Origin of the sequence: Chromobacterium subtsugae (assembly GCF_001676875.1) — a bacterium.
GTDB classification, from domain to species: Bacteria; Pseudomonadota; Gammaproteobacteria; order Burkholderiales; family Chromobacteriaceae; genus Chromobacterium; species Chromobacterium subtsugae.
In genome coordinates this window covers 89,981-102,578 of the sequence record NZ_JYKA01000002.1, presented here as the reverse complement: position 1 = coordinate 102,578, position 12,598 = coordinate 89,981, and the positions used below count along the sequence as shown (strand labels likewise).

The 12,598-nt window shown below is 66.4% G+C and carries 12 protein-coding genes; 1 reads left to right on the top strand and 11 read right to left on the bottom strand.

What is annotated here, in order from left to right; genetic code table 11:
- Positions 1–20: 20 nt before the first annotated feature.
- From MY55_RS02735 to MY55_RS02725, 3 genes are all read right to left on the bottom strand, one after another.
- Positions 21–1,421: a DUF2252 domain-containing protein gene (locus MY55_RS02735; RefSeq protein WP_043571850.1), complete on the bottom strand. Its 1,401-nt coding sequence runs from the start codon at positions 1,419–1,421 to the stop codon at positions 21–23.
- 246 nt (positions 1,422–1,667) lie between these two features.
- Positions 1,668–2,036 (bottom strand): hypothetical protein, encoded by a 369-nt coding sequence (locus MY55_RS02730; protein ID WP_043571852.1) that lies wholly within the window; start codon positions 2,034–2,036, stop codon positions 1,668–1,670.
- Positions 2,037–2,132: 96 nt separating this feature from the next.
- Positions 2,133–2,609: a WbuC family cupin fold metalloprotein gene (locus tag MY55_RS02725; RefSeq protein ID WP_043571855.1), complete on the bottom strand. Its 477-nt coding sequence runs from the start codon at positions 2,607–2,609 to the stop codon at positions 2,133–2,135.
- 248 nt (positions 2,610–2,857) lie between these two features.
- Here MY55_RS02725 and MY55_RS02720 point away from each other — a divergent pair, with 248 nt between their 5' ends.
- On the top strand, positions 2,858–3,796 hold the full coding sequence (locus MY55_RS02720; protein ID WP_047238517.1) for an aspartyl protease family protein: 939 nt from the start codon (positions 2,858–2,860) through the stop codon (positions 3,794–3,796).
- Here the strand turns inward: MY55_RS02720 and MY55_RS22415 are convergent.
- The 8 genes from MY55_RS22415 to MY55_RS02685 form a co-directional block, all read right to left on the bottom strand.
- Positions 3,780–4,094, bottom strand: coding sequence for a WbuC family cupin fold metalloprotein (locus MY55_RS22415; RefSeq protein ID WP_076098093.1), 315 nt, complete (start codon positions 4,092–4,094; stop codon positions 3,780–3,782). The two genes, MY55_RS02720 and MY55_RS22415, sit on opposite strands and share 17 nt — an antisense overlap.
- 647 nt (positions 4,095–4,741) lie before the next feature.
- The gene (locus MY55_RS02715) at positions 4,742–6,001 is read right to left on the bottom strand and encodes a glutamate-5-semialdehyde dehydrogenase (protein ID WP_047249208.1); all 1,260 of its coding nucleotides are present in this window, start codon (positions 5,999–6,001) and stop codon (positions 4,742–4,744) included.
- A gap of 91 nt (positions 6,002–6,092) precedes the next feature.
- A complete protein-coding gene (locus MY55_RS02710; protein ID WP_065201934.1) occupies positions 6,093–7,685 on the bottom strand; it encodes a mechanosensitive ion channel family protein in 1,593 nt (530 codons plus the stop codon).
- A gap of 63 nt (positions 7,686–7,748) precedes the next feature.
- Complete coding sequence (locus tag MY55_RS02705; RefSeq protein WP_047236176.1) at positions 7,749–8,936, bottom strand: cyanate transporter; 1,188 nt, start codon at positions 8,934–8,936, stop codon at positions 7,749–7,751.
- 13 nt (positions 8,937–8,949) lie between these two features.
- The gene (locus MY55_RS02700; RefSeq protein ID WP_043571866.1) at positions 8,950–9,750 is read right to left on the bottom strand and encodes an alpha/beta fold hydrolase; all 801 of its coding nucleotides are present in this window, start codon (positions 9,748–9,750) and stop codon (positions 8,950–8,952) included.
- 91 nt (positions 9,751–9,841) lie between these two features.
- Entirely contained in the window at positions 9,842–10,339 is a 498-nt protein-coding gene (locus MY55_RS02695) for a MarR family winged helix-turn-helix transcriptional regulator (protein ID WP_047236178.1), read from the bottom strand.
- A gap of 57 nt (positions 10,340–10,396) precedes the next feature.
- Positions 10,397–10,804 (bottom strand): lysozyme inhibitor LprI family protein, encoded by a 408-nt coding sequence (locus MY55_RS02690; protein WP_043571869.1) that lies wholly within the window; start codon positions 10,802–10,804, stop codon positions 10,397–10,399.
- Between the two features lie 90 nt (positions 10,805–10,894).
- Positions 10,895–12,547 (bottom strand): acid phosphatase, encoded by a 1,653-nt coding sequence (locus MY55_RS02685; RefSeq protein WP_065201933.1) that lies wholly within the window; start codon positions 12,545–12,547, stop codon positions 10,895–10,897.
- Positions 12,548–12,598 lie beyond the last annotated feature (51 nt).

Here is a 12,598-nt window from a genome sequence, read left to right as displayed (position 1 = left end):
ATATTGGAAGTTTCCCTGATTCAGCGCGCCGCCGCCGCGCACGGCAAACGGCCGCTTTGGATCGCGGCGTCGAATAGCCGGTAGTCGGCTTCCACCTGATCGGCATAGGCCTGCGCGTAGTCGGCCAGCGCCTGGTCGAACTTGTCGCTGTCGCCCAGGTAGCCGGCGATCTCGGCGGCGCAGCCGCCCGATTTGGCGTGCGCGCGCGCCAGCGTCCAGGCGCAGGCCTGGCCGTAGCTGGCCAGCTCTTCGGCGGCGGCGAAGGTTTCCAGCGTCGGCGCGCCTTTCATGTCGCGCAGCTGGCGCATGTAGAAATGGCGGCCGTCGGCGCTGTGGGTCCAGCCGAGGAACAGGTCGCTGGTGGCCTGCATCAGCCGCTGGCCGAACACCACCCGCTTGCCCTGGTTGCCGTGCACGCAGTCCTGGGTGAAGGCTTCCAGCACTGACGGCCGCGCTTCTTTCAGCTGCAGGAACAGCGGCTGGTCGTAGTCGTCCTGCAGCAGCAGCGCCAGGCAGCGGGTGCCGACGCTGCCGACGCCCACCACCTTGAACGCCGCGTCCACCAGACGGAAGCGCCGCAGCAGCTCGCGGCGGTCTTCCTTCAGCGTGGCGATGTAATGCTCCAGCATGCCTTGCACCTTGGAGAGGCTGTCGGCGCCCAGCCAGTCGTCGCAGGCGGCCAGCGGGCCGCCGGCCTCGTCCAGGTGGAAGATCACCGGCGGGTTGTCGCGCAGCCGCAGCGCGCCGTCCTCGCTTTCGGTCATCTTGGGCAGCAGGCGCTCCTGGGTCTGGCTGCGCGCCTTGTCGGCCACTTTCTGCAATTGCTGGCGCATCGCCGGGTCGGGCGCGTGCGACAGCAGCTCCTCGAAGCCCACCCGGCAGTACCACAGGTCGAGCTGGCTCATCTGCGAGAAGGCGAGCAGGCGGCGGCGGTAGGTGGCTGCCAGCTGCAATACGGTGTCGCGGGCGTCGCCGGCGCCGAAGCCGCGGCTGCGCGAGGCCAGCACCAGGCTGACCGCCAGCCGCTTGACGTCCCACTCCCAGGGGCCGGGGTGGGTTTCGTCGAAATCGTTGATGTCGAACACCAACTGCCGCTCCGGCGAGGCGAAGAAGCCGAAGTTCATCAGGTGGGCGTCGCCGCAGATCTGCAGGCGCAGGCCGCTGTCCGGGCCGGCGGCGAGGTCGGCGGCCTGGATCATCGCCATGCCGCGGAAGAAGGCGAACGGCGACGCGTGCATGCGCGCGTAGCGCAGCGGCGCCAGCGCCGGCACCCGGCCTTGCGAGGTGGACTCCACCAGCGCCACCACGTCGCGGTCGGCGGCCAGCCGGCACTCAGCCTGGCTGGCGCGTGGACAGTTCTGGCGGCGGGCTTTGCCGTCGGCGTAATGCTGGTCGTACATCGGGTGGGAAACGGCAGGCATAACGGGCATCCATGGTTGCGGCGGTTGCCGTTAGTGTAAACGCAGCCGGCGCGCCGCGCCGACTGACCGGCGTCAGGGTTATCCACAGCTTGTTGTCGAACTATCCACACTATTCACAGGTATTTGTGGATGTTTTTGCTTGCCCACAGCCGCGTCACGAATCGTCACGATTTGCCGTGGCTTACGCACAGGGTTATCCCGACTTATCCAAATTACCCACAGGCGGGTGAGGATTTTCCGACTTGTTCACAGCCTCTTGCCGCTGCAGCTGTGGATCAGCTTTTTCCAGGCCGGGCTCAGCGGCAGGCCGTTCAGCTCCACTTGCAGCCGGCTGCCGTCGGCCTGCGGCAGGATTTCCACCCGGGTGCCGGAGGCGTCGCTGGCGGGGTTGCGCATCGCCAGGCTGTGGCTGCCGTCGCGCTCGTCGCGGCGTTCGATGAAATCGTCGGGGATGTGCAGTTTCTGCAGCCCTTGCTGCAGGCAATCGGTCAGCTGTGCCGGCGGGCGGGAGGAGTCCAGCGCGGGGCCGCCGGCGGGGGCGGCGCGTAGCGGCGTGGTGCAGGCGAGCAGGGGCAGGGACAGGGCGAGGGACAGCAGCAGGCGGAACTTCGGCATCGGCGCGGCGCTTGTGGCGTGAGTGGAAGATGCCTTGTTGGTGGCACGGGGCGGCCGGTGGTTCCGGCCGTCCCGCCGCCAAAATGTTAAGCGATATTACGCGAAACGCTCGCCGGCCTGGCAGCCGCGCAGGAAAGCCAGCATGTCGGCGACGCGGGCGTCGCCTTCGGCCGGGGCCCAGGCGGCCTGGTCGGCGCTGTCCAGCGGCAGGTAGGGGCCGCGTTTGACTTCGAACACCACGCTGCCTGGTTCGAGCGACACCACCGAGTGCCAGGTGTTTGCCGGCATCTCGAACACGCGCGCGCCGCCCTCTCCCAGCCGGTGGCGGGCGACCACGGTTTCGCCGGCGGCGTCGAATTCGATCCAGTCCAGCGCGCCGGCCAGCACGATCAGCAGCTCAGGGCTGCCCGGATGGCGGTGCGGGCGGACATAAGTGTCCGGCTCCATGGCGATGGCCAGGCGCTGGATGGCGTCGTCCAGCTGCTCGTGGAGATTGTGGTGGGCGCGCAGGCGCGGCGCACAGGCGGCCTTGGCGGACATGGCGGCCAGGTCTGGATTGGTCAGGGTTTTCATATTTTTGGCAAAACGAGCTTATGAGGCAAAGGGGGATTATCGCGTGAATTGAGAGGGTTGTCTGATATCGCGATGGCGGAGGCGGCGGCGAGAGGAGGGCGTGGAAGTTTCATTTAATGATTTTGGCATTGAAAATTTCAATTGCAGGACAATTTGAATGCTTTCCGCTTCAGCTCCGCGAGGCGAGAAAATTCCACGCAGGCCTGAACAGGGGCTAGCGTGCCAATAAAAATGAAGAGGAACATCAAGTGAACGCAAATAAAAAAGTAGCGCTGGCGCTGTTGGCTGGTTCTTTCGGTTTCGGCTCCCCGGCGCAGTCCGCGCCAAGCGGAGCCGATTCGTCGCCGACTCCATTCAGCGTGCCCTTGGCGAAGCAAGCCAATGGCTTTGTCGCGGTGAAGGCGCGGCTCAATGGCGTGGATGGCCGCTTCTTGCTCGACAGCGGCGCGTCGATGACTTGCGTAGACCGCAAGCAGGCGGCCCGGTTTGGTTTGGAAAATCAAGGGACAACGCGCACCTCGCATGGGTCCGCCGGGGCAACCGAGATCAAGCGGGTAGCCGACAAGCGGCTGGAATGGGGCGGCAGATTGGCGGCAGACAAGTTGGCTGTGTATTTGACGGATTTCGACGCGATCAACCAAGGTTTGGCCGAAGAAGGGGTTGCCGCGGTGGATGGCGTCATCGGCATGGATGTGCTGGCCGAGCAATATGCGGTGCTGGATTATGGGCAACAGCAGTTGCGCTTGGGAAAGGGCGCCACGCCGGCAGCGGCTTTTGATCGCTTGCCTTTGACGTCGCTGGGCGGCAGCCAATTGATGCTGGAGGGGGTGATCAATGGCGTGAAAGGGCGCTTCATCATCGACACCGCCGCGGGAGGGACGTTCGTCACCGACGATGCGCACGCCGCCAGGTTCCATCTGGTCCGCCAACCTGGAGCGAATCAGGTCCATGGCGTCGGCGGCAGCGTCGAAAGTCATTTCTACTTATTGGACAGCTTGCAGCTAGGCCCGCGTTTCACGCTGCGGCAGCAGAAGGTGGAGACCATGGATCTGGCCGGCGTGAACGCCTCGCTGAAAGCCAAAGGGCTGGAGGAGGTGGATGGCTTGCTTGGCGCCAATGTGCTGAATCAGGGGGCGGCCGTCTTTGACATCGGACAACAGGTTTTGCAGCTCAAGCCATTGATTTGATTTTGAGCCCGAGCCAGCCGGACCGCATGATCAACAGCTCCGGGCTGCCGGGGCGGCGGTGCGGGCGGACGTAGGTGTCCGGCGCGATGGCGATGGCCAGGCGCTGGATCCCGTCTTCCAGTTGTTCATGCAGATTGTGATGGGCGCGCAGGCGGCCTTGGCGGACAGGTCTTGATTGGTCTGGGTTTTTGTCGGCAAACGAGCGTGTGAAGCGACAGCCAATTATGATGCGAAATGAAGAGGGTTGTCTGTTGTTGTGGGGGAAGGGGATAGTTGAGCCTATCAGTGAAATGATCAACTAAACGCTTAAGAAAGAAATTGGCAAGTGGTAGAAGAGCTAGTTAATTTCTTGGATAAGTTCAATAAGAGCGGCAGAGAACTTGGCAACATCTAAATCATGAACCCATTTTTCATTTTTATGGTTTCCTTCTAATGTGATGATGCCTGATAGGTGTGACCAATCCGTTGGTTTGAAGTCTATGAGGTTGAACTGGCAGGAGGATAATAATTCATCCTGATCGATTCGGTGTGCATTTGTTGATTTTATTTTTTTGGAATCATCTTTTCAGCGTGAATGATCTTGTTGCATGCTGTCCTTATAAGGTTTTTATTCTCATCTCTACTTAGATTTTGAGTATTGTTTAAGAACTCTCCTGATCTGTGTTTATTGTTGATTCTATCTCTAACGGATCTGTAACTTTCTATGTCCGCGTGAAGGTTATCAAGCGTACGTATAGTGATAGCGATGTTGAGTAGTAGATGTGAGATCTCCCGCGTATAAAGTTCGTCACCTAGTTTCTTTTCTAAGCTGGGATTGGCTGGGTCAGAATTGTAAGAAATAATTGAATCTGCGTAAAATATGCAAAGAAGACGATAAATATTGAGTTTTATCGTCTCTTTGTCGAGCGCGTAGCGGTCTGGCTGGCTCATGGCATGAAGTAAAACTTACTGCCTGATCTGCCCGTCGCCCAGCACGATCCACTTCTGGCTGGTCAGGCCATTGAGGCCCACCGGGCCGCGGGCGTGGATCTTGTCGGTGGAGATGCCGATTTCGGCGCCCAGGCCGTATTCGAAGCCGTCGGCGAAGCGGGTGGAGGCGTTGACCATCACGCTGGCCGAGTCCACCTCGCGCAGGAAGCGGCGCGCGCGGCCGTAGTCTTCGCTGACGATGGCGTCGGTGTGGTGGCTGCCCCAGTGGTTGATGTGCTCGATCGCCTCATCGATGTCCTTCACCACTTTCACCGCCAGCACCGGCGCCAGGTATTCGGTGGCCCAGTCGTCTTCGCTGGCCGGCACCACCTTGTCGCCCAGTATCACCCGGGTGCGCTCGCAGCCGCGCAGCTCCACGCCTTTTTCCCAGTAGGCGTCGGCCAGGCGCGGCAGCATGAATTCGGCGAAGGCGCCGTGCACCAGCAGCGTTTCCATGGTGTTGCAGGTGCCGTAGCGGTGGGTCTTGGCGTTGAGGGCGATGTTGAACGCCTTGTCCGGATTGGCGGTGTCGTCGATGTAGACGTGGCAGTTGCCGTCCAGGTGCTTGATCACCGGCACCCGCGCCTCGGCGCTGATGCGGGCGATCAGGCCCTTGCCGCCGCGCGGCACGATCACGTCGACGTATTCCGGCATGGAGATCAGTTCGCCCACCGCGGCGCGGTCGGTGGTTTCCAGCACCTGCACCGCCTCGGCCGGCAGGCCGGCCAGGCGCAGGCCCTCGTGCACGCAGGCGGCGATGGCCTGGTTGCTGTGGAAGGCTTCGGAGCCGCCGCGCAGGATGGTGGCGTTGCCGGACTTCAGGCACAGGCCGGCGGCGTCGGCGGTGACGTTGGGGCGGGCCTCGTAGATGATGCCGACCACGCCCAGAGGCACCCGCATCTTGCCCAGCTGGATGCCGGACGGGCGGTAGCTCATCTCGCTGATTTCGCCCACCGGGTCGGGCAGCGCGGCGATCTGGCGCAGGCCGTCGGCCATCGCCAGCGCGCCGTGGGCGGACAGGGTCAGCCGGTCCAGCATCGCGGCGTCGAGGCCGGCCCGGCGCGCGGCGTCCAGATCGCGCCGGTTGGCGGCCAGGAGCAGGTCCTGGTCGCGGACGATGGCGTCGGCGATGGCCAGCAGCGCGGCGTTCTTCTGTTGGGTGTCGGCGCGCGCCAGCAGGCGCGAGGCCTTGCGCGCCGCCTTGCCCAGCTGCTGCATGTATTCTTTTATGTTCATGGCGGAAGGTCCCGGTGATCTCGGTGTCGGATTGGCTAGAGCTTAAACCAAAGCGCAGCCTGCATCCAGCCGCAAGGCCGCGCCGGATTGGCTATTGTCCGGCAGGCGGTTCGCGCCAGCGCTGGGCCGGCACCGTGACCGGTTTTTCCGGCTGTTCGACGAAGTGCGGCGACATGATCTGCACGCCGAATTCGTTGAAGGCGTCCAGGATTTCGCCGTGCAGCGCGTCGCGCGCGCCGGGCGGATCGGCGTCCGGCAGCAGCCGCAGTTGCAGCTCGTACTCGATGTAGAAATCCTGCAGCGCCAGCTTGCGCACCTGCGGCGCGTACGCCGGATCGGCGCCGGGGCTGCGGCGCGCGGCGAGCTCCAGCAGCGCGGTCACCTGTCGCCACGGGGTGTCGTAGCCTATGGTGACGCGGCTGGCGATCATCGCGCCGCCGCCTTCGCCATGGCGGCTGAAGTTGCTGATCCGGCCGCCCACCGCCACCGCGTTGGGCAGGGTGATTTCATAGCCCTGGCTGGTGGCGAGCTTGGTGGACAGCGCCGACAGTTCGATCACCGTGCCCTCCACTTCGCCCACCCGCACGTAGTCGCCGCGCCGCAGCGCGCGGGCGTAGATCAGCACCAGGCCGCTCATCGCGTGGTTCATCAGCCCGGCGGAGCCCAGCGTCACCATCAGGCCGAAGAACACGCTGACGCCCTTGAAGGCGTCGCTGCCGGCGCCGGGCAGGTAGGGATAGGCGACGATCAGCGCGAACAGCCACAGCGCCACCCCGGCCAGCCGGCGGGTGGCGCCGACGGTCTCGGCGTGCAGGCCGGGCAGCGCCAGCTGGCCACGTTCCACCGCGCCGCACAGCAGCGTCAGGCCGCGGCCCAGCAGCCGGGTCAGCAGGAAGATCATCGCCACCGTGGCCAGGCCGGGCAGCGCCGACAGGATGTCGTCGGCCAGGGTGGCGAGCAGCTGGTAGAACGAATCTCCCAGTTTGCGGCCCAGCGGCCGGGTATAGGGAAACAGGCCCAGCGCGTAGCTGAGCCAGACATAGCCGGCGAACAGCGCGCATAGCAGCGCGGTGACGTCCACCAGCTGGCATTCGGCGGCGCGCAGGAAATGGCGCAGGTCGAACTTGCCGCCCAGCCAGGGCAGCCGGCCCAGCGGCTGCCGCTGCAGGCGGCGGCGCGAGGCCGCGCGCAAGCGCAGGATCAGCGCCAGCAGAACGGCGAAGGCGGCGCTGGCCAGCAGCGCCAGCAAGGCGGCCTTGGCCATCTGTTCCGGCGAGCGCTGCTCCAGCGCGGCCAGCCGCTGTTCGTTCAGCCGGTCGCGCACCCGGGCCGCAGCCTGCTCCAGCGTCAATTGATCGCCGGGGTCCAGGTCGTCCGCCAACAGCGTGAACAGCGGTTTGCCGTGGATGCTCAGCGCGATGCCGCGCAGGCTGGAGTCGGCCAGCGGCGCGGCTTGCACCGGCTGGCTCAGGTCGTCCGGCGTCAGCTCGCGGATGCGCTCCAGCGTGCGCCGCAGCCGCTGCTCCGGGCTCAGCCTGGCCTGGGGGGCCAGAAACAGGAAGATCGGGCGGTTGTCCAGCACCAGGGTGCGGGCGCTGTCGGCCGGCGACGGGTTGGCGCGCGGTTCGGCGGCCAGCGCCGGCAGGCATAGCGCAAGCAATAGCAACAGGCGAAGCAGGGGCATGCGGACTCCATGACGGGCGGGTTTCGCCCATCATCGCACAGCCGCCCGCCGCCGCGCATCCACTCAGGCCAAGCGCATCGCCAGCCGATAGCGTTGCGGGGCGAAGCGCGCGGTGAGCAGCAGCAACAGGACCACCGCGCCGGAGAGCGCCAGCCAGGCCAGCTGGAAGCTGGCGGTGACGTCGCGCAGCCAGCCGGCGGCGAACGGCGCGCAGGCGGCGATCAGGTAGCCTATTCCTTGCACGAAAGCCGTCAGCCTGCCGGCGGCCCGGCTGTCGTCCAGGTGCGACAGGGTCAGGATCATGCTGAGCGGGAACAGGCCGCCCACGCCCAGGCCCAGCAAACCCACCCACAGCAGCATCAGCCGGTCTTGCGGCAGCGCCACCATGCCGAGCAGCCCCGCCAAGGTGAAGCACAGCGCCAGCGCCAGCCAGCCGCGCAGGTCGGGGCCGCGCGCCGACAGCGCCGGCAAGGTCAGCCCGGCCAGCACCTCCATGCCGGTCATGTAGCTGAGCATCAGCCCGCCTTGCTGGCCGCTCCAGCCCAACTGCACGAAAAACGGCGGCAGCCAGGCCAGCGAGCAGGTGTAGACGGCAGTGCCCAGGCCAAAGTAGCCGGCCAGCAGCCAGGCGCGCGGCAGGCGGCCCGGCGAGGCGGCGGAGTGGGAGTGGGAGGCGTGGCCGGCCGCGGTCGGCGCGTGCCGCCACCACAGCCAGCAGCCCAGCGCGGCGGGCAGCGCCCATACCGCTAGGCCCAGATGCCATTGGCCGCTGGCTTGGGCCAGCCACGGCGCGCCGGCCGCGGCCAGCGAAGCGCCGCCCATGATGGCGGTCACGTACAGGCCCATCAGCAGCGAGACCTTATCGGGGAAATGCTGCTTGATCAGGCCGGGCAGCAGCGCCTGGGCCAGCGCGATGCCGCAGCCGGCCAGCAAGGCGGTGGCGAGCAGGGCGGGGTAGCCGGGCGGCGGCAGGCGCAGCGCGCAGGATAGCAGGATCAGCGCCAGCGCCAGCAGCACGCCGCCGCGCGCGCCCAGCCAGGCTTCCAGCCGGCCGCCGGCGAAAGCGCCCCCGCCCATGGCGGCGATGGGCAGCGTGGTGAGCAGGGCGGCGTCGCTGAAGCGGATGCCGGTGGCGTGGCGGATCGGTTCCAGCAAGGGGCCGATCGCGGCCAGGCAGGGGCGCAGATTGAGCCCGGCCAGAATGATGGCGCAGGCCAGGGCGAGAGAGGAGCGGGTGGTGCCGGGACTCATCGTGTTCTCCGCATCAGTGTTGGCGCAAGAAGGCGAGCAGGGCGGCGTTGAAGGCGGCGGCGCTGTCCACATTGGCTACGTGGGCGGCGCCGGGCAGCGTTGCAAAGCGCGCGCCGGGCACCTGGGCCGCCATCCATTGGCTTAGCGCCGGCGGCGACACCTCGTCGCATTCCCCGGCCAGATAGAGCGCTGGCGCGGCGATGGCGGACAGGTTCTCGGCTAGGTGGTAATCGGCTAGCCCTTCGCAGACATGGGCTTGCGACGCGCCGTCCGCCTGCGCCGCCTGCGCCTGCCACTGCCAGTACAGCGCCTGCCCGGCGGGGCTGGCGCGGAAGGCGGCGTTGAGGTTGCGCGGCCAGCTTTGCTCCAGCCGTTTCAGCGGGCCGTCCGGCTCGCGCAGCGTCTGCGCCCAGCCGGCCAGCATCTGCCTGGCTTCGTCGGTGGCGGTGGAGGGGAAGCTGCAGGCCACGGTCAGGCTGCGGACCCGCGACGGTGCGTCCAGCGCCAGCTGCTGCGCCGCCATGCCGCCCAGCGACAGGCCGACGATGTGCGCTTGCGCCAGATCCAGCTGATCCAGCAGCGCGACGCAGTCGGCGGCGAGATTGGCGACGCCGTACGAGGCGTCCAGCCGCGGCGAGGCGCCGTGGCCGGCGAAGTCCGGCGCGATCACGCGGTAGCCGGCCGCGGCCAGCGCCTCCAGCTGCGGCAGCCAGGCGCGGCCGCTGTTGCAGATGCCGTGCAGCAGCAGCGCAGCCGGGCCGTCGCCGTGAGCCAGGTAGTACAGCCGTCGATTCCGGTGGGTGTAGTAAGCCATCGCGGTCTCCTAAGTGAGCCTGGCGGCGGGCGAGCCGGGGGCGGCTGGCGCCGGCGGCGTCAGGGGTGGGAAAGCGGGAAAAGAGAGGGGCTTAGCCGGGCGATTCGCCGGGGAAGCCCTGCAGCCAGAGCTTGAGCAAGCCGGCCAGTTGAGCGCGCTGCTCGGGCGCGAGCGGCGAGAGCGCGTCTTCCATGGCGGCGACGTGTCCTTCCAGCGCGCGGTCTACCCGTTCGAGTCCTGCCGGGGTCAACAAGATGCGCAGCGCGCGGCGGTCGTCGGGATTGGGTTGGCGCGTCACCCAGCCAGCGGCTTCCAGCCGGTCCAGCCGTTTGCTGACGGCGCCGGAGGTCAGCATCAGGCTGGTGTAGAGGTCGGTTGGACAGAGGCCGTCGGCGCCGCCGGCGCGGCGCAGCGTGGCCAGCACGTCGAATTCGCCGTCTTTCAGGCCGAAGGCGGCGAAGTTGTCGGCCAGCCGGTTTTGCAGGTGGATGAGGAGGCGGCCCAGCCGGCCGACCACCGCCATCGCGGAGCAATCGACATCGGGGCGGGCCTGCCGCCATTGCTCGAGTATGCTATCTAGCTTGTCCATGAATGCATCATGGCACAAATTTATCTTCCTTGGAAGTTATTTCCTTGGAAGATAGTTTCAGTGCTGCTCCGGCAGCAGCTTGGCCAGTTCGGCGGCGCGCGCCGCGGTGGCGGCCAGCGCGCAGTCGGCGGCGGCCAATGCGGCGGCGGTGCCGCCGTCCGGGTCGGCGTAGAGACGGCAGTTGGCGTCGCGGTATTGCAGCCACAGCCGTTGCGCTGCCAGCAACTGCGGCTGGCGCGGCTTGGCCAGCGCGGCCATCAGCTTGCGGTAGTTGTCGTTGAGCGTTTTGTCCTGCTTGCCATGCTCGGCGGCGATGCAGTCCTGCATGGCGACGGTGGAGACGGCGGCGTCCATGCACTGGTCGTAGGCGCGGCTGTACAGCGCGGCTTCGTCGCCGCAGGCGAGTGCGGAGGAGGATAGCAGCGCCAGCGACAGGGCGGCGCAGAGGCGGGCGTGGGTTTTCATGGCGGACCTCTTGAAGCGGTGAAGGCTGGGAATATAGCAGAAACCAGCAAAAAGCCCGGCATCGCCGGGCTGTGGTACGGGATGGAGCGCTTAGAGCTGCAGCGCGCCGGTCAGGTCGCCCGGCGGCTGGGCGCCGCGCTGATGGAAGGCCTGGTTGCGCACCTTGACGCCCTCCAGCTCCGGCAGGCCGTGCAGGCGGCTGATGAAGCGGATGATGGAGGTGGTGTCGTAGAAGGTGTGGTCGACATGGCCCTTCTTGGCGAATGGCGACACGATGATGGCCGGGATGCGGCTGCCCGGGCCCCAGCGGTCGCCCTTGGGCGGGGCCACGTGGTCCCACCAACCGCCGTTTTCGTCGTGGGTGATGATCACCACCATATTCTTCCACTGCGGGCCGCTCATCAGGTGCTGCAGCACGTTGGCGACGTGGCGGTCGCCGCTTTCCACGTCGGAGTAGCCGGCGTGCATGTTGAGGTTGCCCTGCGGCTTGTAGAAGGCCACCGCCGGCAGCTTGCCGGCCACCGCGTCGGCGATGAAGCGGTTGCTGATCGGGCTGTCGCCCAGGCCGCCGTCGCGTAGGTGTTCGGCGCGGGCCTGGGTGCCGGGCGCGAAGTTCTTGAAGTAGTTGAACGGCTGGTGGTGGTACTGGAAGTTGGGGGTGTCCGGGCCGCCCTTGCCTTCCAGCGCCGCCTGCCAGCTGCCGCCGTACCAGGCCCAGCTGACGCCCTGGCGCGACAGCAGATCGCCGATGGTGTCGTAGGTTTGCGGCGGCAGGGTATTGGCGTCGGCCGGGTCGGCGTAGCGTTGGTCGCCGCCTTGGGCCGGCTTGATGTAGCTGGGTTGGAACGGCGGCGCCATGGTGTTGACCGCATAGCCGTCCGGGGTGATGGCGCCGTTGTTGACGAACTGCGGCGGGCCGTCCATCGCCGATGTCGCTTGCTTCACCTTCAGCTGGTAGCCCTGCGGGCCGTCGTCCAGCACGGCGATCTTTTTGGCCGCCGCGGTGTCCTTGGCGTTGAAGTATTCCGGCGTGCGGGCGGAAATCAGGAACTGGTGGTTCAGGTAGGAGCCGCCGAAGGCCGCCATGAAGAAGTTATCGCACAGCGTGTATTGCTGGGCGATTTTCCACTGGTTGAGGTTTTTCGCGGTTTCGCTGTAGTGGCCCATCACCAGCGCGCCGGAGTCGGCCCAGGCGACGAACTGGTCGTTCTTGCCGCCGTTGATCTGCATCTGGTTCTGGTAGAACAGATGCCACAGGTCGCGGGTGATCACGGCCTCCGGCAGCGGCTGGCCGTCGGCGTCCTTCAGCGGGAAGGGGCCGTTGGGCAGGTTCTGGATCGCGTTTTCGTCTATCAGGTAGTACTTGCCGGCGATGGTCTGGCCGCGCTGCACCATGCCGCCCCAGATCTTGGGCAGATTCTTCAGTTTGGAGCCGTCGCGGTCCAGCTGGATACAGGTTTCGGCCGGCGCTTGCGCCAGCGGATGCTTCACGCCGGGGAAGTTGCCGTACAGATTGTTGAAGCTGCGGTTTTCCAGGTAGATCACCACGACGTTCTTCACATGGTGGCGCAGCTTGGCGTCCAGCGGGCCGTGGACGGCCGGCGCGGCTGCGGCGCTTTCGCTGATGGCGGCCGGCAGCGCCGCGGCGGCGCCGATGGCTGCCAGGCCTTCGAACAGGCGGCGGCGCGACGGGTCTTGCGGCGCGGCATCGGTCGGGGGATGGAGGGGATCGTGGTCTGACATGGCGGCTGTCCTGTTTCCGTTCGCAGGGGTCAAGGAAAAACAGCCGCCACT